The 20,711-nt window shown below is 48.8% G+C and carries 19 protein-coding genes and 1 riboswitch; of the genes, 6 read left to right on the forward strand and 13 right to left on the reverse strand.

Annotation, left to right across the window (positions count from 1 at the left end; genetic code table 11):
• Window positions 1-31 precede the first annotated feature (31 nt).
• Together E6W40_RS25415 and E6W40_RS25420 are read left to right on the forward strand one after the other, a co-directional pair.
• Window positions 32-934, forward strand: a complete 903-nt coding sequence (locus tag E6W40_RS25415) for a LysR family transcriptional regulator (RefSeq protein WP_136608420.1) — start codon at window positions 32-34, stop codon at window positions 932-934.
• Between the two features lie 40 nt (window positions 935-974).
• Window positions 975-1,784, forward strand: a complete 810-nt coding sequence (locus E6W40_RS25420) for a histidinol-phosphatase (RefSeq protein WP_136608421.1) — start codon at window positions 975-977, stop codon at window positions 1,782-1,784.
• Between the two features lie 154 nt (window positions 1,785-1,938).
• Here E6W40_RS25420 and E6W40_RS25425 read toward each other — a convergent pair whose 3' ends face one another.
• From E6W40_RS25425 to E6W40_RS25435, 3 genes are read right to left on the reverse strand one after another with little or no spacing between them, the layout of a single operon-like run.
• Window positions 1,939-2,907 carry a DMT family transporter gene (locus tag E6W40_RS25425; RefSeq protein ID WP_136608422.1) on the reverse strand — a complete coding sequence of 323 codons (969 nt, stop codon included), beginning with the start codon at window positions 2,905-2,907 and terminating at the stop codon, window positions 1,939-1,941.
• 20 nt (window positions 2,908-2,927) lie between these two features.
• Window positions 2,928-3,518: a GNAT family N-acetyltransferase gene (locus E6W40_RS25430; RefSeq protein WP_168929050.1), complete on the reverse strand. Its 591-nt coding sequence runs from the start codon at window positions 3,516-3,518 to the stop codon at window positions 2,928-2,930.
• A 55-nt stretch (window positions 3,519-3,573) separates the two neighbouring features.
• On the reverse strand, window positions 3,574-4,440 hold the full coding sequence (locus E6W40_RS25435) for a metallophosphoesterase (protein ID WP_136608424.1): 867 nt from the start codon (window positions 4,438-4,440) through the stop codon (window positions 3,574-3,576).
• A gap of 62 nt (window positions 4,441-4,502) precedes the next feature.
• Between E6W40_RS25435 and E6W40_RS25440 the strand changes: the two genes are divergently transcribed.
• Window positions 4,503-5,882, forward strand: a complete 1,380-nt coding sequence (locus E6W40_RS25440; RefSeq protein ID WP_136608425.1) for an aldehyde dehydrogenase — start codon at window positions 4,503-4,505, stop codon at window positions 5,880-5,882.
• 24 nt (window positions 5,883-5,906) lie between these two features.
• Here the strand turns inward: E6W40_RS25440 and E6W40_RS25445 are convergent, their stop codons facing one another.
• The 4 genes from E6W40_RS25445 to E6W40_RS25460 form a co-directional block, all read right to left on the reverse strand.
• On the reverse strand, window positions 5,907-6,548 hold the full coding sequence (locus E6W40_RS25445) for an ion channel (RefSeq protein ID WP_136608426.1): 642 nt from the start codon (window positions 6,546-6,548) through the stop codon (window positions 5,907-5,909).
• Window positions 6,549-6,830: 282 nt separating this feature from the next.
• A complete protein-coding gene (sdhB, locus tag E6W40_RS25450) occupies window positions 6,831-7,595 on the reverse strand; it encodes a succinate dehydrogenase iron-sulfur subunit (RefSeq protein ID WP_136608427.1) in 765 nt (254 codons plus the stop codon).
• Window positions 7,596-7,610: 15 nt separating this feature from the next.
• Window positions 7,611-9,356 carry a succinate dehydrogenase flavoprotein subunit gene (gene sdhA / locus E6W40_RS25455; RefSeq protein WP_136608428.1) on the reverse strand — a complete coding sequence of 582 codons (1,746 nt, stop codon included), beginning with the start codon at window positions 9,354-9,356 and terminating at the stop codon, window positions 7,611-7,613.
• A 15-nt stretch (window positions 9,357-9,371) separates the two neighbouring features.
• Entirely contained in the window at window positions 9,372-10,040 is a 669-nt protein-coding gene (locus tag E6W40_RS25460; protein ID WP_136608429.1) for a succinate dehydrogenase cytochrome b558 subunit, read from the reverse strand.
• 236 nt (window positions 10,041-10,276) lie between these two features.
• On the opposite strand from E6W40_RS25460, the gene E6W40_RS25465 reads away from it, so the two are divergent.
• A complete protein-coding gene (locus tag E6W40_RS25465; protein WP_136608430.1) occupies window positions 10,277-11,185 on the forward strand; it encodes a LysR family transcriptional regulator in 909 nt (302 codons plus the stop codon).
• Between the two features lie 122 nt (window positions 11,186-11,307).
• On the opposite strand, the gene E6W40_RS25470 is transcribed toward E6W40_RS25465, so the two are convergent.
• The 3 genes from E6W40_RS25470 to E6W40_RS25480 are packed head-to-tail and all read right to left on the reverse strand — an operon-like array spanning window position 11,308 to window position 14,640.
• The gene (locus tag E6W40_RS25470) at window positions 11,308-12,558 is read right to left on the reverse strand and encodes a cation:proton antiporter (protein ID WP_136608431.1); all 1,251 of its coding nucleotides are present in this window, start codon (window positions 12,556-12,558) and stop codon (window positions 11,308-11,310) included.
• Between the two features lie 18 nt (window positions 12,559-12,576).
• Entirely contained in the window at window positions 12,577-13,245 is a 669-nt protein-coding gene (locus E6W40_RS25475) for a potassium channel family protein (RefSeq protein WP_136608432.1), read from the reverse strand.
• Window positions 13,246-13,296: 51 nt separating this feature from the next.
• Complete coding sequence (locus E6W40_RS25480; RefSeq protein WP_136608433.1) at window positions 13,297-14,640, reverse strand: TrkH family potassium uptake protein; 1,344 nt, start codon at window positions 14,638-14,640, stop codon at window positions 13,297-13,299.
• A 63-nt stretch (window positions 14,641-14,703) separates the two neighbouring features.
• Window positions 14,704-14,842, reverse strand: a riboswitch (cyclic di-AMP (ydaO/yuaA leader).
• A gap of 262 nt (window positions 14,843-15,104) precedes the next feature.
• On the opposite strand from E6W40_RS25480, the gene E6W40_RS25485 reads away from it, so the two are divergent.
• The gene (locus E6W40_RS25485) at window positions 15,105-16,799 is read left to right on the forward strand and encodes a CPBP family intramembrane glutamic endopeptidase (RefSeq protein ID WP_136608434.1); all 1,695 of its coding nucleotides are present in this window, start codon (window positions 15,105-15,107) and stop codon (window positions 16,797-16,799) included.
• Here the strand turns inward: E6W40_RS25485 and uvrC are convergent.
• Window positions 16,768-18,657 carry an excinuclease ABC subunit UvrC gene (uvrC, locus tag E6W40_RS25490; protein ID WP_136608435.1) on the reverse strand — a complete coding sequence of 630 codons (1,890 nt, stop codon included), beginning with the start codon at window positions 18,655-18,657 and terminating at the stop codon, window positions 16,768-16,770. The genes E6W40_RS25485 and uvrC overlap by 32 nt on opposite strands.
• 153 nt (window positions 18,658-18,810) lie before the next feature.
• Window positions 18,811-19,128, reverse strand: a complete 318-nt coding sequence (gene trxA, locus E6W40_RS25495) for a thioredoxin (RefSeq protein WP_136608436.1) — start codon at window positions 19,126-19,128, stop codon at window positions 18,811-18,813.
• Window positions 19,129-19,476: 348 nt separating this feature from the next.
• On the opposite strand from trxA, the gene E6W40_RS25500 reads away from it, so the two are divergent.
• Window positions 19,477-19,635, forward strand: coding sequence for a YqzM family protein (locus tag E6W40_RS25500; protein ID WP_127605276.1), 159 nt, complete (start codon window positions 19,477-19,479; stop codon window positions 19,633-19,635).
• Between the two features lie 95 nt (window positions 19,636-19,730).
• Here the strand turns inward: E6W40_RS25500 and dnaI are convergent, their stop codons facing one another.
• On the reverse strand, window positions 19,731-20,687 hold the full coding sequence (dnaI, locus tag E6W40_RS25505) for a primosomal protein DnaI (protein ID WP_136608437.1): 957 nt from the start codon (window positions 20,685-20,687) through the stop codon (window positions 19,731-19,733).
• Between the last annotated feature and the right edge of the window lie 24 nt (window positions 20,688-20,711).

A 20,711-nucleotide genomic window follows, 5' to 3' on the forward strand; every position in this document is an offset into this window, starting at 1 on the left:
GGGTATCAAATAAGGTCTAAGGAGGAACTGCATGAACATCAGTCAACTGGAGACACTGATTACCATCTCAAAGACAATGAGTTTCCGAAAAGCCGGTGAACTGCTTAATTTGACCCAGCCTGCCGTGTCCGCCCAAATCAAGAGCCTGGAGGATGAGTTCAAAACCGTTTTGGTCGACAGGAATCAACCGGTTACGCTAACAGACCGGGGGGAAGTTTTCCTTGAGCATGCCGAGCGGATTTTGGCCGTTGTCGAAGAGCTTAAGCAGCGTTTGTCTGATCTGGAGCATATTCCTCAAGGACATATCGCGCTTGGAACAACAACTTCCATTGCCATTCAAATATTGCCCAGGGTACTTTCATATTTTCAAAACCAGTTCCCTCTCATTAAAACCTCTATCCAGTCCATGGCTTCCTCGCAGATTTATACCAGCGTGGAAAACGGCCAAATCGATGTTGGAATCGGTTACCTGATTGAGCGGAATCCCAATCTGATGACATCCGTTCTTTATTATGACACGTTCGAGCTCATTGTCTCGCCGCGTCATCCTCTTGCAAGCAAATCGGCGGTTTCCATGGAAGTGCTTCAGGATACGCCCCTGATATTGCTTTCACATGATACGGTTGGCAGACGCTTTACGGATGAAATACTTAAAAAACACGGTATTACGCCCAACGTTGTCATGGAGCTGTCCAGCAGCGAGGAAATCAAACGAATGGTTGAAATTGATCTTGGCGCTGCTATTATGTCCAAGCAATCGGTAGCAAGTGAGCTCCGCCATGGCACACTGAAAATTATTCAATTGAGGGAGCTTGAGGTCAGTCATCCCGTCGGCGTGATCTACAAATCCGGAAAATATCTCAATTCGGCCATGCAGCAATTTTTAGATGATGTCAGAGGAATGCCTGAAACCCAGTTTATCAGCTCCGAATAATGAACACCCGTTTCGATGACAATGGAGAGGAGTCGTATATATGAAATTTGACCTTCATACGCATCACTTCCGCTGCGGACACGCGGATGGAAATATCCGTGATTATATTGAAGCCGGCATTTCCGCCGGACTGCAGGTGATTGGAATTTCAGACCACACCCCTTACTTCGGAGAAAAAGAGGAGCAAGCCTTTCCCCGCATTGCCATGGGTAAATCCGAGCTCGTCAATTATGTCTCGGAGGTGCTCCGCTTAAAAGAGGAATACGAAGGGAAAATCGATGTGCTTCTCGGCATTGAATCCGACTATTTTCCCGAGCATGCGGAAACCTACCATGAGATACTGTCAGCTTATCCGTTTGACTACATCATCGGCTCGGTGCACAGTGTTGGAGGCGTCAGTATCTTCAACAAGAACCGCTGGAAAGGACTGAGCGAGAAGCAACATATCGAAGTGAAAGAGGATTATTACCGCCTCATTCAGGATTCGGCGCGAAGCGGCATGTTTCAAATTCTGGGACATATCGATGCCATGAAGGGAAACTACCCTGATTTTGCCGATATTCCGGCGGAGCATATCGTGGATGAAACGCTGCAGGTTATTGCTCAGCAGGGTGTAGCCATCGAAATCAATACTTCAGGCAAAACAAAGCTGAGCGGCGGCTGGTACCCGTCGGATGCCATTCTCGAGAGGGCTTGCCATTTTGGCGTGGATGTTACCTTTGGCTCCGATGCGCATAAGCCGGCACGTGTGGCAGATGAGCTTGCCCAGGTAGCTGACCGGCTGAAATCAATCGGTTTTACAGAATGGGTGTATTACAAAAATAAACAGAAAGTCAATGTACCGCTGTAAGACTTAACATGGACAAAAAAAATGGACCCGTCACGTGCGGGTCCGAAACATCATTTATATTTTCAAAAAGGGGGTCATGCAATAAGTGTACCCGCTCTCTGTTAGAGAAGCATAACAGTAATATTTCAATTGTGTTACAAAGCTTACCTTCCCGTTACAAGCCCCTCTGAACTTCTTTTTGAACCGGTTCCTTCACCCGTCTAGTACGGCCGGAGCGATTCACAATGATAATTCCGGTAACCACCATCACTAGCGACAGCCCAATCCAGGCAGACACCCTCTCATCAAGCAGTATCGACGACAGCAGTACCCCGAAGACGGGGATCAGGAACAAGTACAATGACACCTTGCCCACAGCGTTATATTTCATGACCGTGTTCCACAAAGCAAATCCCGCTGCGGACAACAGGGATAAATATCCGAGCAGCAGCCATCCCTTGGCATCAAAATGGAAAGGCGTAAAGCCGCTCCGTACTGCACCTACCAGGAGAAGCCCCAAACCGCCGGCGAACATTTGCTTGCCAGTCAGAGCAATAACGGATTCATGAGCGCTTTCCTGACGGAAAAGTACATTGCCGAACCCGCCAAATACGGCCGATGCCAGCAGAAGCACCGCTCCGAAACCAAAATGGAACTGAACCCCCTGCTGCGCGAAACCCATGACCAGGATGCCGAGAAATCCAAGCAGAAGACCAAACCACTTGGCAGGATTCAGCCCCTCCGTCTTGTCCATCAGCCTTGCCGACAAAATCTGGAACAGAGAGGTCGAGCCGACTAGAATCGAGCCCTCGATCCCCGAACTGAAGCTCAGCCCCGCATACAGCACGAGGTACTGCATAAAGGTTTGAATGAATCCCAGACGTACGATACGAGGCAGCGAGAGCGGCTGTCTGCCATTGCGACGGGTCTGTCCCATCAGCGTGGCTAAAACCATCAGAATGAGGCCTGCAAGCGCAAAACGGTAGCCCGCAAACACCCATTCCCCGAATACGTTCTTGGAATCAATTTGAAAATGCTGATAGCTGATCTTAATAACAGGCAGTGCGCTTCCCCAGAGCAGCGTTGCTCCTGCGGAACTGATTAAAATGCCTGCCGGATGTCTAAACCATGTTTCTGCCTTCACCTTGCTGTCCTAATCTCCCTTCAATCCTTACAAACATGCTCAGCACCTGCAATGCGGGCCTGATATTGTTGATACGTAAGACTGTAAATTTTCATTTCGAGCGGTGCTGCGAAGAACATTCTCTTCTGGCTGAGCGTGCGTTCCAGCACCATTCCATTCTTTTGCATGACTTGTTCCGAGGCTGAATTCACGGCATGGCATCTGCCTTCAATACGCTCCAGATGAAGCTCGTTAAATGCATATCTTAGCAGGACCCCTAAGGCTTCGGTAGCCAGTCCCCGATGCCAGAACCTGTGGTCCACCATGTAGCCGATCATGGCTTCGCGGCGCTCCAGCCGGAGGTTTTGCAGGGAAACCACGCCTACGGGGCTTTCCGTCTCCGGCAGCCAAATGCCGTAATGCATGGAATCCGGCCGTCTTGTATTCAGCAGTTCGGCTGCAACGCGTCGTGATCTTGAGAAGCTGAAGAACGTCCCCTGCGTGACATATTTCATTACAAGCGGGTCGGAGAGTATAGCTATGACGCTCGGGGCATCCTTTTTCTCAATCTGCTTAAGCGACAAACGCTCCCCCTCAAGCAACGGCAAAAATTGAAATTTTTCCGCTAACATCCCCATCCCTCTCCTTCTTTTTCCTAAGTAAACAATGCCCAAGTGTTATACCCAATTAAGAGTTGACTGCTCTCAGCGTAAATATGGTGAGCTCCGGTTTGCATAGGAAGCGTACAGGAAGATGTGTTTCTCCAATGCCGCGGTTTACATACAGTGGCATGGAACGGTCTCCAATTGCATATTTTCCCATTATATAACGTCTCGATCCCGGCGGCGTAAGCAGCGCTCCAAGAAACGGAAGCCGTACCTGACCTCCATGGCTGTGTCCGGAAATCTGCAGATCAAATGGATACAAGGCGGCGGTGTCGGCATAATCCGGCTCATGCATCATTAGCAGGGTAAACAAGCCCTCGGGGACATCCCTTAACCCTTGCTCCGGATCGGGCTGACCCATAAGCTGATCATCTAGGCCAACCACGGCAATGCTCTCCCCTTGGTGGTCCACCAGGGCATGCTCGTTTCTCAGCACCTTAAAGCCTGCCATATGAAGCATATCCTTGACACGATCCGGATGAACCAGGTAATCATGATTGCCAAGAATCGCATATTTCCCCAAATCTGCTTTCATGGAGGAAAGCACCGGAATATAGTCCGGCATGGCATCCGTACCGGAGTCCACTGCATCACCGGTAAAGCAGATCATATCCGGCGACTCGGCCTCCACTGCCTCTGCCAGCTGTACAATATCGCTTTCGCGTGAGTGAAATCCCAGATGAAGATCACTAAACTGAGCTATAACGAGGCCGTCAAATACGGCGGGAAGCCTGGAACAGCGGAGGGTCAGACGTGTGACCTCCAGCTGTCTCGGCTCCCATAACCAGGCGTCCCCCCCGGTCAGCATGCCGGCACCCAAAATGACCGCTCCGCCGCGCTTTAAAAACGCCCTTCGCGTCATCATGCCGGACTTCGGGCTGTTTTTCATTTACTGGAAACTCCCTGTATAATAGAAATTGAAATCCAATGAACGGAAAAGGATGAAGCTATATGTATAACGATACCATGGCAAACCTTATTCAGAAACAAAAACATTTTTACAGAAGCGGCGCTACCCGCCCTTACGAATATCGCCTGCGTCAGCTGAAAAAGCTGAGAGATGTGCTGGTAGCTTACGAGAAACAGGTCATTGAAGCTTTAAAGAAGGATTTGAATAAAAGCGAATTTGAAGCCTACTCTACGGAAATCGGTATTGCTTATGAAGAATTATCCTTCACGATCAAGCATTTACGCAGCTGGATGGCACCCAGGAAGGCAAAGACAGCGCTTACGCATTTTGGAAGCAAAGGGCGGATTATACCTGAGCCTTATGGTACAACACTCATTATAGCCCCCTGGAATTATCCTTTCCAGTTGGCGGTATCCCCCTTGATTGGCGCCCTCGCTGCCGGCAATACCGTGGTAATGAAGCCGTCGGAGCTGACACCCACCATGTCTGCCTTGCTATCGGAGATGCTGGGCAGCGTCTATGAAGAGGAATACATCGCTGTGGTGGAAGGCGGCCCTGATGTCAGTCAGGAGCTGCTGGCCCAGCCTGTCGACTATATCTTCTTCACAGGCAGCGTAAATGTCGGCAAAATTGTCATGCAGGCAGCCGCCAAGCAGCTGATCCCGCTGACTCTGGAGCTTGGTGGCAAAAGTCCCTGTATCGTACACGCCGATGCCCCGCTGAAGCTTGCAGCCCGGCGCATCGTTTTCGGTAAATTCACCAATGCCGGGCAGACCTGCATCGCCCCCGACTATCTGCTTGTGCACCGAAGCGTGAAGAACGAGCTGATTGCATACATTCAGGAATCCATTAAGGAGTTCTATGGTCCTAATCCTTTATCGAATCCCTCTTATGGACGTATTGTATCTGAAAAGCATTTTCAAAGGCTTGCTTCGTTTCTGCAAGACGGAACAGTCGCCAGCGGCGGCAGAACCGCACCGGACCATCTGACCATTGAGCCTACAATGCTGGATCAGGTGACATGGGATATGCCTGTGATGCAGGAAGAGATCTTTGGTCCTATCTTGCCAATTATTGAATATGACCGCATCCAGGAGGCCATTGACATGATCAATGATCGTCCGAAGCCGCTTGCTCTGTATCTTTTTACACGGGAGCCTGAGATCGAAGACACAGTTGTAGACAGCGTCTCCTATGGCGGGGGCTGCATTAACGATACGCTTATGCATATCGCTACCCCTTACCTGCCTTTTGGCGGTGTCGGCGAGAGCGGCATGGGCGCTTATCATGGGCAGGGCAGCTTCGACACCTTCACACATTACAAAAGCGTCCTGAAGCAAACCAACCTGTTTGATTTTACTTTCCGGTATCCATCGTCCAAGAACGGTTTGAAATACTTGCGCAAGCTTTTTAAGCCTTAAGATAAGGCCGCAGCAGCATCCTACCTACATCTCTTCCGGCAGCTTGTCATCGGGACCTGGGCTGAAGATCCTGCGGAATACGCTCAGCATGGACAGGGCGTAAGCCACCGTAATAAAGCTGAAGGCAATCTCCATAATGACCGCCAGCCTCGACGTACTGTCTACGGGAGAGATATCACCATAACCGACCGTGACGAAAGTCGCCACGCTGAAGTACAAAAAGGATATGAGCTGACTCAGCAGATCATTGCCGATATTCTCGCCATCAAATGTGTGGTGTCCAAACAGCTTGTAAATAGACGTATAAATAATGGTGAAAAAGAAGACACAGGCCAGTGCAGCCGTACTGATGCGGATCAGCAGCGTCTTCATATAAACCTTCTTTTTATTCAGTGCAGACTCAGCGATCCGGTTAAATATATACAGAACATAAAAGATAACGGAGACCAGACAGAATAGAAGGATAAGCATTCTCATTCCCCCATTCCCGGGTACGATTGTCATCAGATCAATCAACCCGAACAGATCCTCCAGAGATACCAGCACGTAGATAATGATGGGCGCCAGCAGCACCGCTTTGCTCGTCCATTTTTTCTCCAGGCTGTAGAAAATATACATCAGCACAATCAAACCCGCCACATTGAGAATCCACATCCACCATGACATGACAAAGCACGCTCCCGCATATTACAGGAATCGTTGGTCATAGACCTGTCCGATCCGTAATCTTTTATATTTTTTTGTGATAGAATTCCTTAATTTTGATTACCCCTCTGCACAGCTTTAAACACAGCCTGAAACAAATTACATGTACAAAGCAGCAGCCTATATCATTACAACGGGATATGAGAATAGACCCGGCTAGAAAATATCAACAAAAAAGAGCCCCCGCTCTCTGCAGCTTGAATGCTGCAATGCCGGAGGCTCTTTCATATGACAGGCTTTAGTTTAGACGCTAAGCCATTTTTTGAACAGATGCTTGGTGGACTGCTTGTTGATTTCCGCAATGGAAGTCGTCAGTGGAATGCCCTTAGGACAAGAACGCACGCAGTTCTGCGAGTTGCCGCAGCCTTCAATACCACCATCATCCATCAGAGAATCCAGACGCTCGTCGGCATTCATTTCACCCGTTGGATGAGCATTGAACAGACGAACCTGGGAAATCGCTGCAGGACCGATAAAGTCGGTTTTGTCATTCACGTTCGGGCAAGCTTCCAGACAAACGCCGCATGTCATGCACTTGGAGAGTTCATAGGCCCATTGGCGTTTTTTCTCCGGCATACGCGGTCCAGGACCGAGATCATACGTGCCGTCGATAGGAATCCATGCCTTGACGCGTTTCAGGGCGTTAAACATCCGGCTGCGGTCAATAATAAGGTCACGGACAACCGGGAAAGTTCTCATTGGCTGTACGCGGATTGGCTGTTCCAGCTTGTCGATCAGCGCTGCGCAGGCCTGACGGGGTTTACCGTTGATGACCATGGAGCAGGCACCGCAGACCTCCTCAAGACAGTTCGATTCCCAGCACACTGGTGCTACATTTTCACCCTTGTTGTTCTGCGGGTTACGCTGAATTTCCATCAAGGCACTGATTACGTTCATACCCGGGCGATAAGGAAGCTCGAACTCCTCAACATATGATGCAGCGTCCGGGCTGTCCTGACGGGTAATAATAAACTTCACTTTTTTGGTAGAAGCAGTTTGTTCCGCCATGTCAAATCCCCCTTCTTACTTTTCTTTGGAATAGTCGCGGATCCGCGGCGGGATCAACGAAACGTCTACCGGCTCATAGGAAATTTCCGGGCCATCCGGCGTCCAAGTCGCTTTGGTGGTTTTCAGGAATTCCTCATCGTTACGATCCGGGAACTCCGGCTTATAATGCGCTCCGCGGCTCTCGTTGCGCAGCAGCGCTCCAAGCGTCATGGCTTCAGCAAGCTCAAGCATGTTCCACAGCTGGCGCGTAAAGGATGCGCCCGGATTGTTCCAGCGTGATTTATCGTTAATATTGATATTCTTGTAACGCTGCTTCATGTCCTTGATTTTGCCGATCGTTTGCTCCAGCTTGTCGTTATAACGAACCACCGTCATGTTTGCGTTCATCATTTCGCCCAGCTCTTTATGCAGGCCGTACGCATTCTCATTACCATCCATTTTGAGGATGTTCTCGTATTTGTCATCCTGCTGCTTTTTGTATCTTTCGAAAACGCTCGACGGAACGTCAGCAGCGGATTTCTTAAGTCCTCTGGTATATTCGACCGCTTTCGGTCCGGCTACCATACCGCCATAAATAGCGGATACCAGTGAGTTTGCCCCCAGACGGTTCGCACCGTGGTATTGATAATCACATTCGCCGGCTGCAAACAGACCAGGAATATTCGTCATTTGGTTGTAATCAACCCACATGCCGCCCATGGAGTAATGCACGGCCGGGAAGATTTTCATCGGGATTTTACGCGGATCATCGCCTACGAACTTTTCGTAGATTTCGATGATGCCGCCAAGCTTAACGTCCAGTTCCTTCGGATCTTTATGCGACAGATCGAGATAAACCATGTTCTCGCCGTTTACGCCAAGACCTTGGTTCACGCACACGTCATGGATTTCGCGAGTCGCGATATCCCGCGGAACGAGGTTGCCGTAAGCCGGATATTTCTCTTCAAGGAAATACCAAGGCTTGCCGTCTTTGTACGTCCAGATCCGTCCGCCCTCACCACGCGCGGATTCGGACATGAGGCGCAGCTTGTCATCCCCTGGAATAGCCGTGGGGTGAATCTGGATGAATTCGCCGTTCGCGTAATGAACGCCCTGTTGGTATACAGCACTTGCTGCCGTACCGGTATTGATGACCGAGTTGGTCGTTCTGCCGAATACGATGCCAGGGCCCCCGCTTGCGAGAATAACTGCATCCGCAGCAAACGTATGAACTTCCATCGTACGCAGATCCTGTGCACAAATGCCGCGGCATACGCCATCGTCATCGATAACAGCGGACAGGAATTCCCAATGCTCATGCTTCGTAACAAGTCCTTCCGCTTCATGGCGGCGCACCTGCTCATCCAGTGCATACAGCAGCTGTTGGCCTGTCGTTGCACCCGCATACGCCGTACGGTGATGCTTGGTGCCACCAAAACGTCGGAAGTCCAGCAAACCTTCCGGGGTCCGGTTGAACATAACGCCCATACGGTCCATCAAGTGAATAATGCCTGGTGCCGCTTCGCACATTGCTTTAACCGGAGGCTGGTTGGCAAGGAAGTCACCGCCATACACGGTATCGTCAAAGTGGATCCACGGGGAGTCGCCTTCACCTTTGGTGTTAACGGCTCCGTTAATTCCACCTTGCGCACATACGGAGTGCGATCTTTTTACAGGGACCAGAGAAAACAAGTGAACATGGACGCCTGCTTCTGCTGATTTGATGGTAGCCATCAGACCAGCCAGACCGCCGCCCACGATAATGATATTATTTGTTGCCATTCACGCTCACTCTCCTTAACTAAGAACTAACTTCACTGTATCAAGCAATGCGGTTGCTTCCTGGAATTCCGCTCTGCGGAATGCGACCATGGACAGCACGAACATCAGAGCCACCAACACAAACATCGTCATGCAGATGTAAGAAGATACACGCTGCGCGCGCGGTCCCACCGTGATGCCCCAGCTTACTAGGAAGGACCAGAGACCATTGGCAAAGTGGAACGATGCAGATATGACACCGATCAGGTACAAGGTGAACAGACCCGGCTGAATCATGATGTTATGCATGGTGCCTGCGAGTTCTTCATGCGTCAGATGACCAAGTGCTAACTGAACACGGGTCTCATACACATGCCAAACCACGTATACAAACGTAATGACACCTGTGATCCGCTGAAACGTATAACGCCAGTTGCGCGAATACTGGAAGCGGCCGTTATTCGGCTTCGCCTGATAGGCAATATACAAACCGAACACGCCATGATAAATCAGCGGGATGTAAATCAATACCCACTCAAGTACATAAAGCAGTGGAAGGTCATTAAGCAGCTTTACGCCGGCATTAAACCGTGCGAGACCTCCCTCGAATGCGCCAAAATTCGTCAGCGCATGCTCAATGAAAAACAAGCCGAGCGGAATGACTCCAAGAAGCGAATGCAGCTTTCTGGAATAATAACCATTCATAGATTGACGTGCCCCTTTCTCACATTACAACGTTTTCATATTTCACTTTTCGACATTTCACGGTCATTCTCACCTAAAAGTGTGAACAACTTGTGGCATATTTCATGTTACTCTTTTTTTTCTTATAATGGAATTGCAATATAATTATTAATCATTATAATTTAGATGCATAAGAGACATTTCGGTTACACATTTGCAGTGATTTAATTAATAACCACATAAAGAAGGTGAACCCGATGTTCGAGGACTTGGACGTATTCGCCACGATTGTTGAGCAATCCAGCCTGAATAAGGCATCCAAGCTGCTAAATTTGTCCCAGCCTGCCCTGTCCCGCAAAATCTCTAAGCTGGAGGATGAGCTGGGTGTCAGCCTGTTTAACCGGCGCGGCAAAAGACTTGAGCTCACCGCTTTCGGACAAACTGCCTATAACTTCGCTCTGGAGCAGAGGCAGCAGAACCTTAAATTCATGCAGATGATTGCCAAGTATAAAGGTGACGATCAGATCTCCGTTACGCTGGGAGCAAGTCTGACAACGCTGCAGACGACACTGCCGCCGCTCGTAACCGCCTTCATGGAAAAGCATCCTACTGCAGAGCTGAAGCTTATCACGGGCAAAACGCATGAAATCGTATCGGCTGTCCGCGATAAAAAGCTAGACGCCGGGATTGTGGCCTCTTCCATTGAGGAGACCGGGCTGCGCTGCACCGCATTGTTCGATGATCATCTGGAGCTGGTTCTTCCCAAAAACCATCCACTCACCGAGCAGGGGGATGTTAGCATGGATATGCTGCACAGCCTTCCCATGATTATATTCTCAACGGGAACCTGGTATCGTAAACTTACCGATGAACTTTTTCATCGTGCTGGCGTCGTTCCGGATATCCGAATGGAGATGGATTCGTTTGAAGCCATTGTGCGGCTGCTCCCGGCGTGCAAGGCGGCAGCCCTGCTGCCAAAATCTTATCTGCGCAGTCAACTGATGGATGATAACGATCTTGTCATGATTCATATCCCGGCTTTAAAAGAAACCCGGCGCACTACCTCGCTGATCTACTCGGAAAGCGGAGGTCTCAGCGCTGGCGCAAAACGTTGGATTGAGGAAACCAAATCTATTTTTGGCCAATATGTTCAGCAAGGTTCTTAAATTCCATCATTTTAGAAAAAGAGCTGCCCTTCAATGTAGTTTGTTTCTACAGCGAGGAGCAGCTTATTGACCATATATAAGGAGTACGATTCAACCATCACGATCTTTACATTGAAGAATTGTCAGGCGCCTCGCGTTTTGTCTCCAGATTTAATCTCAAGTCCCAGCTTCCGGGCAACGAATCCGGTAGTGCTGGCCTGCAGCAGAATGGTTAGCATAATGGCCATAAACGTGACTGCGGATATCATGCCTGCATGTGCTACGCCCATCCCCACAATCATGCCAGAGAGCGCCGCGGGAATCACCCCGGTTTCACGTACCCACATCATGAAAAGAAGCTCACGCCAGGACCACTTCACCTTACGATCCGGAAGTGCACACAGCAGCACAGTGAGCGGGCGGGCAATAAACATCAGAATCAGCACCGCTACCAGACTCGGCCAGAAATAGTCACCCAGCGCGCGGAAATCCACCTGGCTGCCCAGCAGGATAAAGATCAGCATTCGCATCATGACGCTGGTGTTATCCGCAAAGGTTCCCGTTTCCTCCAGCTTATCATCCATGGAAAGCCCCATTGTATCGGCATTGCCCCAGATCAGTCCGGCTACGAAGGTTGCCATAAATCCGCTCACGTGAAGCATATCTCCTATTAAATAGGAAGAAAGTGCAACTACGATCATAGCAATGGTAGTGTAATCCTTAAGCACGCCTAGACGGAAATGCGCCACCAAATAGGTTAATATAATCGCTACCACGGCGCCGACTACAATACCGCCTACAGCCGTTTTCACAAAATCCCATGCCATATTACCGATCTGCAGCGATTTCCCGCCGGTAACTGCCGCAAGCAAAGCGAAGGTAAGGATTGAGCCGGTAGCATCATTAAATGCCGACTCACTCTCTACGGTCTCTCTTACCCGCTCCTTAATCTTAACCTGCTTAAAGACCGGAATAATCGAAGCTGGATCCGTTGATGCAATAACGGCAGCCGCAAGAAAGGAGAAGATCCAATCGAGTCCAAATAACAAGTGAACTGCTGTACCCACGACGGCTGTCGTGATAATTACTCCGGGGACACTGAGCAGAGAAAGCGTAATCCATACCTTTTTCAGTCCGCTGAGCCGCAAATTCCGACCGCCGTCGAAGAGAATCAGTGCCGAGCCTACCGTCAATATCAGCTGGTTGATCAGGGAGCTGCTCGCCGCATTAATCAGATGCATCCCTCTTCCGAGCACCATACCTGCGATAATAAATACTGCAACATCCGGCAGCCTCAACCAGGAGGCCAGCCTTCCGGCCAGCATCCCCACCGTAATGATGAAGAGCAGAAGAATTAAAATATGATGAATGATTTCTGTAGTTGAAGATTCCACAATTGGCCACTTCCCGCTCTAGTTTACATTTACGGCTTCGCTCTCGAAGCGGTCTATATTGCTATTTGCACCGATAATGACCATGATATCTCCTGCATGTAGCTGATCCATCGCTGTGGGAGCGACAATAATTTTCCCATCGCGGTGCAATGCAACAATGCTGCAGCCGAATTTGGCACGCGTATTGACCTCGCTCAGCGTTTTGCCGTTCAGCGTTTCAGGCACCGTCATTTCCACGATACTGTACTCTTTGGATAACTCGATGTAATCCAGCAGGTTCGGTGTGACGAGCTGATGGGCCACGCGAATTCCCATATCTCTTTCCGGAAAAATCACCCGGTCAACGCCAAGCTTCGCTAAGGCGCGCCCATGAAGGATCGATATCGCTTTGGCAACGACTGTGCGAACACCCAGGTCCTTTAGCAAAATCGCGGCGAGAATGCTCATTTGAATATCATCGCCAATGGCTACAACCCCGCAGTCAAAATTCCGGATGCCCAGTGATTTCAATACTTCCTCATCCGTGGCATCGGCTACGACCGCATGCGTTAGGTACTCGCTCATATTGCTGACTACTTCTTCATTCTTGTCAATTCCAAGCACCTCATACCCCAGATCGATAAGCTCCAATGCAAGACTCGAGCCAAAACGACCCAGACCGATGACGACAAACTGCTGTGTTTTCATTTCTCTACTGATACTCCTTATATAATCAAATTTCTATTTTCTCTAACACATCTAACCGATAATAATTTTCCCTTCGGGATGACGATATAACTCTTTGCCCTTTTTAGGACCCAGTGCATACGCGAGTGTAAGTGGTCCCAGTCGTCCGGCAAACATCGTGAGACAGATCAGGATCTTGCCAACCAGCGTTAAGTGGGGAGTGAGCCCCAAGGATAGTCCAACCGTGCCGAACGCCGAGGTCGTTTCATACAGAATGGTCAAAAAGTTACTGTCCTCCGTCGTAGAGAGCACCATGGACACCCCTACCACCAGGAATAGAGCCAGGAAGGTAATCGTCAATGCTTTGAAAATGCGCTCCTGTGCCAAGCGGTAACGGAAAAGCACGATATCATCACGGCCACGGATCATCGCAATGACCGCTCCAACCAGAATGGTGAAGGTCGTGGTCTTGATCCCCCCTCCGGTAGATCCCGGAGAAGCACCGATAAACATCAATATAACCATGAAGAATTGGGAAGCTTGACGCATACTCGCCAAATCCAGTGTGTTTGCGCCTGCTGTACGCGGGGTGACCGACTGGAAGAAAGATGCGAGAATTTTGCCGCCCCAGTTCAAAGATCCAAGCGTTCTGGGATTCGTGAATTCGAAAACAAAAATTACCACTGCTCCGGCCAATATCAGTGCTCCTGTCATCGACAGCACGACTTTTGTATGCAGTGAAAGCTTACGTTTGTTATGATACTCTACCAGGTCAGACAGAACGATGAAGCCGATCCCCCCGGAGACAATCAAGAACATCACAACAATATTCACGAGTGGATCATACACGTAACCGGTGAGGCTGTTAAAGTGTCCAAACAGATCAAAGCCTGCATTGTTGAACATCGATACACCGTGAAAAATCCCGAAGTATATTGCCCTGCCAAGCGGCATATCAAAGGACCAGCGGATGGCAAACAAAATCGCTCCGCAGCCTTCAATGGCGAGTGAAAAAATCAGAACCTTACGAATTAGACGCACGATGCCTTCCATTGTATTCTGGTTCATAGCTTCCTGCAGTATTAAGCGGTCACGCAGTGAAATCTTGCGCTTCAGCGCCAGGGAGAATAACGTTGCCATCGTCATGATGCCGAGTCCGCCCACCTGAATGAGCAGCATGATCACAACTTGTCCGAAGGTGCTGAAGAAAGTACCTGTATCTTTGACAACCAATCCCGTAACACATGTTGCCGATGTCGCAGTGAATAAAGCGTCAATAAAACGAAGCGGCTTGCCCGTTGTATTCGAAATCGGCAAGGTGAGAAGTATGGCCCCGATCAGAATAATACCAGCGAACCCCAGAACCAGAATTTGCGGGGGCGCCAATCGAAACCATTTGAATTTAGCTGTCAACATAGTCACCTCTTTAAAAAAGTCAAAAGAAAAAAAGCATCGGAAATCCAATGCCTTTCGGTTTGGGCTCCTGCTGCATAACGCCTACGAGGTTAGCTGACGGATTCGGGCATGCACAGGTTGCCCTATTCGCTGCATTACAACGAAATTCACCCCTAAATAATGGTTCCCCCGTTTTCGAACGGAAATTCGGCGTATATATTATTCAATTGCATCAAAATTATAATCCTTATTGTTTTACATCACAAAGCCATTATTTGAATGAAAACCCCGAAATACAGCCAGATTACATCACAATTCTCATATAAGTCTGCCATTTTCTCGGGTTTACAAAACTTTTCCTTGATTTTCATCGTTTTTTCATGCTTCAAACGGGAGAAAACTGGCTTTAAGTGGACATCGTATGCTATGTTTACGTTTATACTATGTATATAACCACAATATAACCATGTTAAAGGGGGCATTTCATGAATCCCGTCGGACAACCACTTCAGCTCAAAGTCAATTATAAACGGCTGGGAGTGTTCGCGGTCATCGGTCTTGTTCTATTTGTCCTGTTCCAAGTCCTGCCTTCCACAGCATCAGATACGCTCGAGCAGCAGGACACCAAGGTCATCAGCAAGGAACAGGCGCAAAGCGCCGCCGTGGCATTCGCGCAAAATACGCTTCACCTCCAGATCGACATGAGTAAGAAAGCGCTCGTTACCTATCAGTCCAGTTCCGAGTTATTCGGATATTTATCCAAAGAGAAGCTTCTGGATAAATACAATAAAACATACGAAAAAAACTATCCTTATGATGTCTTCCGTGTCCGTTTGACCGAGCAGGGAGACAATGGCCATACCAGTGTCGACATACATATGAATTCAGGCAAAGTCATTGCGTTTTCCGTGACCCCGCAATATTCGAAGTTTGCGGTTGCGATGGCAGAGACCAATAAGAAAATGCGTGATAGTAAACTGCGGATTGTTGAAGGCAATATGAATCTTCAGGATAAAGAGCAGCTTGCAGAGCCATGGCTTCAGCAGTTGGGATATGATACCGGAAAACTGGAGGTATCCACTGGCGGCAGCGATGCGGGACTCCTCTATACGGATCCAAGCAAGTCAATCGGGAGCTCGAATCTTCAGCTGAAGTTTGCCTTTGAAGACGGAGCGATTCATTCCTTCCAGCCGTCTTTCTCAATCCCTGAAACGCATACAGCCTATGTGGAAAAGGAAACGTCCAAGGCTAAGTGGCTCACCATGCTGGGATATGGGCTCCTCACGTTCGTACTTGGCGTGCTTGCCATTGTTTACAGTGCCTTGTCCCGGCATCACACCTCTTTCAAGAGGGGGATATTCCTGAGTGCTTTTTATTTTGCAGTCGCTACATTCAGCAGCTATAACATGCTGCCAGCGTTTGAAGCAGAGGGGCTTTCCGGTTTTGCTCTTACTGTCGGCATGATTGTTCAAACGATCTTCAACCTCGTCATGTCCGCTCTTCTGTACTTCTCTCTGGTCGGCGGAGACGGGCTTTGGCGTAAAACAGGCCTCAATGCCTGGGCGCGGGTTAAAGAGCCTGGTTACGGGCCTTATGTGCTTCACAGCATGTTTACCGGCTATCTCTGGGCGTTCATACTGATGGGCGTGCAGTCCGTCATCTACATTGCGCTGGACAAAACGATTCATAGCTGGTCGACTACGGATGCCAGCCAGTCGCCATACAATATGCTCTACCCTTGGCTTCTGCCGATTATGGCCTGGATGGCCGGTATTTCCGAAGAAGCCGTTTACCGTTTGTTTGGTATTCCGATGCTGAAGAAGCTCGTCCGGAATACCTTTGTCGCCTGCCTGATTCCAACCCTCATCTGGGCGCTTGGACATACGCTGTATCCGATCTATCCTGTCATCACGCGGCCGATCGAGCTTACGGTCATTGGCCTTCTGTTCAGCTTCATCTTCCTGAAGCATGGCTATATCGCGGTTATGTTCAGCCATGTTGTCTTCGACAGCGTCTTGATGAGCTTCAGCCTGTTTGCTCTAGGCGACATCCCGGATATCCTGGCGGGGATTGTTACCATCATCATGCCAGCGATTGTCGCTTACATTGTATATCTGTTTAACCGCAAAAAGAAAAAGGAGCCATATATTATGACTCCTCATCCTGAAGGGCTGCAATAATCTGCTTCGCAAGCTTATCACCTATAGAAAGAGGCCGGAAATCATCGATGCTGGCCTCTTTTATTTTTTTCAGAGATCCAAAATGCTTCAGCAGCAGCTTGCGCCGCTTCTCACCGATGCCCGGAATGGAATCCAGCTTCGACACAACCATCGACTTGCCCCGCTGCTCACGGTGGAACGTGATGGCAAAGCGGTGGACCTCATCCTGAATCCGCTGCAGCAGATAAAACTCCTGGCTGTCCCGCGGCAGGTTTACCGGCTCCGCAGGATCGCCCACCATCAACTGTGCCGTTCTATGCTTCACATCCTTTACCAGTCCGCATACCGGTATAAACAGGCCGAGCTCATTTTCCAGCACGTCGACGGCTGCCGAGATTTGGCCTTTACCTCCGTCCACCACAATTAAATCCGGCATCTCCAGATTCTCTTTAAGTACACGTTCATAGCGGCGGCGGATAACCTCCCGCATGGTTCCGTAATCATCCGGTCCCTGGACGGATCTTACTTTATATTTGCGATACTCTTTCTTATCCGGCTTCCCGTCAATAAAGACGACCATAGCCGATACAGGATTCGTCCCTTGGATGTTGGAATTATCGAATGCTTCAATCCGGTGCAGATGCTCAATGCCAATCGATTGACCCAGATTGGATGCCGCTTTAAAGGTTCTTTCCTCGTCCCTCTCAATGAGCCTGAACTTCTCATCGAGAGATACCTTCGCGTTTTCGATGGCCATGCCTACCATTTGCCGCTTCATACCACGCTGGGGTACCAATACTTTAATGCCAAGCCATTCCTGGAGTGAAGCTGCTGCACCCGCAGCATCCAAAACATCTGCGCCATCCGCTTCCAATTTAGACTCTGGTGTAGATTCGGCCTCTTTGGCTGTTTCCGGAAGCAGAATCTCCTGCGGAAGAGCAGGATTATCGCTGTAATACTGTGTCACAAACGTCATGAAATCACTATAGGCCTCGCCATAGAATGGGAAGGCGGAAGCATGCCGCTGTACCATTTTCCCTTGCCGCATGTACAGAATTTGTACGCACATCCAGCCTTTGTCCACGGCAAATCCGAGCACATCGCGATCTCTGGCGTCCGCGGTCGTAATCTTCTGCTTTTCCATGATCGCATCGATGTTCATGATCTGGTCACGAAGCTCCTTGGCCCGTTCAAAATAGAGCTCCTCCGCAGCTTCCTCCATCTTACGCTGAAGTTCTTTCTTAATTTCCTCATGGCCGCCGCTCAAGAAGGATGTAATTTCATGAGTAATCCGGTCATACTCCGATTGCTGCACTTCCTTTTCACAGGGAGCAAGACATTGCCCCATATGGTAATAAAGACAAACCTCTTTGGGCATCACTCCACATTTGCGAAGAGGATACATGCGGTCGAGCAGCTTTTTGGTTTGCTGTGCCGCGTAAGCATTCGGATATGGACCAAAGTATTTCGCCTTGTCTTTCAGCACACGTCTGGTTACCTCAAGCCGTGGATGCGTCTCGTTTGTGATTTTAATGTATGGGAATGTCTTATCGTCCTTGAGCAGCACATTGTATCTTGGCTGATGCGTCTTGATCAGGTTGCATTCCAGAATAAGAGCCTCAATGTTGCTGCCCGTAACGATATATTCAAAATCACGGATATCCGCCACGAGCCGCTGCGTTTTTCCGTCATGACTGCCTGTAAAATAAGAACGGACGCGGTTTTTGAGGACTTTGGCCTTGCCCACGTAAATGATTTTCCCATCCGTATTCTTCATCAAATAACATCCGGGCAGATCCGGGAGCAGTGCAAGCTTGTTGCGGATATTTTCCATCGCTTTATCATGTTCATTTATTGCCTTATTGCTAAATTCATCCATGCATTCTCCCCCTCCGGTTATTTTATTATATGGGGAATTCATTAAAATCCAAAGTGCATTTTTATAAGGATGGAAGATTGAATTAGGACCGCAAACAAAGCGCCCCCGGAAATCCGGAGGCGCAGGATATGGTTCATCGTGAAAGATGCTTGATTATTGATGCTTGGAGATGATGTTCTTCAGGTTTTCTTTGGAATTCAGACCTACCACTTTATCAACCGGCTGGCCGTCTTTGAAGAAGATCAGGGTTGGAATACTCATGACACCGAAACGGGAAGCCGTTTCCGGATTTTCATCCACATTCAATTTGGCAATTTTCACGGAATCGCCCATTTCATTGGAGAGATCATCCAGAATTGGAGCGATCATTTTACAAGGACCACACCAAGGTGCCCAAAAGTCAACCAATACTGTACCTTGGCCTTCAATTTCAGCATTAAAGGATTGGTCAGTTACATTTACAATAGCCATAATATTTTTCCTCCTTATAAGAAAGCTGAATACAATCAAACTGATATGTCTTTGCGGACAGTTTAAGTATAACACATTTTTTTTGTAAATGTGAAATCCTTAATTACAGATGGGTATAATCCTAACTAAATATTAAACGGATTTTGCCAAGCTTAAACCGGAATGTTCAGCACCCCGAATCAACTACCGGTCGCAGCAGAAAAAGCCGTTTAACTCTATAAAGTATTCACCATATATTCTTTACAAATTCTTTGGAAATTGGGTATACTAATGTTAACTCGGGTTTCTCTGTCAATGACAACGTTCATTTACATAAAGTGAAACCATCCTGAGGGAGGCATTGTGATTATGGATGCAAACGTGCACGCGAACGATCCAAGGAAACACGTCAACGAAGAGCCGCGCAATGACTTGATGGATCTGATGAATGGCTTTGGAGGCATGGCTTTGCTCATGACCCTTATTTTCGCAGTCATGGTCATCATCAAGTTTGTTATCTCCGGCTAACAAAAGCTCGTAATGAGCTCAACACAAAAAGCCTGTCCTTTCCGCCTTTTCGGCAGAGGGTCAGGCTTTTTTCTATAGTTTTGGGTGCATAAGGCTTATGCGCGGCTCCGCCGCTGGTTCTCACCATGGAGATGCACAACATCTACAAATGGGGAAATCCGGTCCATCAGCCGCTGCCCCTTGTGCATTTCCTCGCCGTCTTTGCTTGTAAAGCTGAGATGCTTCTCCAGTCCGCCAAAATCATAATTCGAAGTGTAGAAGGTTGGTTTACGGTTCATTCTGAAATTAAGGATAGCCCCAAGTACATGATCGCGAACCCAAGGACTTAAATTCTCGGCACCGAGATCATCAAAAATCAGCAGATCGCAGTTTTTCATCACTTCTACGGTATCTTTGAGCTTCTGGCTGTCTTGAATCATGGATTTCAGATCTTCCATGAATTCAGGCATATATACGATGACTCCAGTATAACCTGCAATCGCAAGCTCATGCAGCATATAGCTCATGAGGAATGTCTTCCCCGTCCCGAACGAACCGAACAAATACAATCCTCTAGGCGTAAGTCCATGCTCCTTCACTTCCCGGATGTACCGGAATACCTGATTCACGGCAGGGGCACGATGCCGATCCTTACCCATAATCTCCACTTCGTTATATCCTTCCTGCAGTGCACGCTCGTCCACATAGAAGCTGCGGATCCGCTTCCGGATCTGATCCTCGTTCTGCCTCGCAACCTGCAGGGAGCAAGGCGCCTTACGCTCCACTAACTCCAGCTGTCCGTTCAGCGAAGCCGTCTCCAGCTTGCTGTAATGCCCTTGAAAATCATTAGGGCATTTCTCAAGGCCTGGACAATTGCCGCAATTGCGCCGGTCATTCACATATTGGTACAAACGCGGCAGATTGGTACGCAGTTTCTCTTCATCAAGCTCCGGATGCTCTTCGCGAAGCTCCTTTACTATCGGATCACTGAGCAGCTCATCGAATATAGCCTGTGATCTTTTTAGAAATGATGGCCCCTTCATTTGCTTCAATACCTGACCTAATGACTCCAAGCTCAGTTCCTCCTTCCTTCCACA

It is taken from the genome of Paenibacillus dokdonensis (genome assembly GCF_004916975.1).
Lineage (GTDB): Bacteria > Bacillota > Bacilli > Paenibacillales > Paenibacillaceae > Paenibacillus_AQ > Paenibacillus_AQ dokdonensis.

Coding starts and splice junctions, on each gene's coding strand:
- E6W40_RS25415 (WP_136608420.1), top strand. CDS start 32: ATGAACATCAGTCAACTGGAGACACTGATTACCATCTCAAAGACAATG.
- E6W40_RS25420 (WP_136608421.1), top strand. CDS start 975: ATGAAATTTGACCTTCATACGCATCACTTCCGCTGCGGACACGCGGAT.
- E6W40_RS25430 (WP_168929050.1), bottom strand. CDS start 3,518: ATGTTAGCGGAAAAATTTCAATTTTTGCCGTTGCTTGAGGGGGAGCGT.
- E6W40_RS25435 (WP_136608424.1), bottom strand. CDS start 4,440: ATGAAAAACAGCCCGAAGTCCGGCATGATGACGCGAAGGGCGTTTTTA.
- E6W40_RS25440 (WP_136608425.1), top strand. CDS start 4,503: ATGTATAACGATACCATGGCAAACCTTATTCAGAAACAAAAACATTTT.
- E6W40_RS25445 (WP_136608426.1), bottom strand. CDS start 6,548: ATGTCATGGTGGATGTGGATTCTCAATGTGGCGGGTTTGATTGTGCTG.
- sdhB (WP_136608427.1), bottom strand. CDS start 7,595: ATGGCGGAACAAACTGCTTCTACCAAAAAAGTGAAGTTTATTATTACC.
- sdhA (WP_136608428.1), bottom strand. CDS start 9,356: ATGGCAACAAATAATATCATTATCGTGGGCGGCGGTCTGGCTGGTCTG.
- E6W40_RS25460 (WP_136608429.1), bottom strand. CDS start 10,040: ATGAATGGTTATTATTCCAGAAAGCTGCATTCGCTTCTTGGAGTCATT.
- E6W40_RS25465 (WP_136608430.1), top strand. CDS start 10,277: ATGTTCGAGGACTTGGACGTATTCGCCACGATTGTTGAGCAATCCAGC.
- E6W40_RS25475 (WP_136608432.1), bottom strand. CDS start 13,245: ATGAAAACACAGCAGTTTGTCGTCATCGGTCTGGGTCGTTTTGGCTCG.
- E6W40_RS25480 (WP_136608433.1), bottom strand. CDS start 14,640: ATGTTGACAGCTAAATTCAAATGGTTTCGATTGGCGCCCCCGCAAATT.
- E6W40_RS25485 (WP_136608434.1), top strand. CDS start 15,105: ATGAATCCCGTCGGACAACCACTTCAGCTCAAAGTCAATTATAAACGG.
- uvrC (WP_136608435.1), bottom strand. CDS start 18,657: ATGGATGAATTTAGCAATAAGGCAATAAATGAACATGATAAAGCGATG.
- trxA (WP_136608436.1), bottom strand. CDS start 19,128: ATGGCTATTGTAAATGTAACTGACCAATCCTTTAATGCTGAAATTGAA.
- E6W40_RS25500 (WP_127605276.1), top strand. CDS start 19,477: ATGGATGCAAACGTGCACGCGAACGATCCAAGGAAACACGTCAACGAA.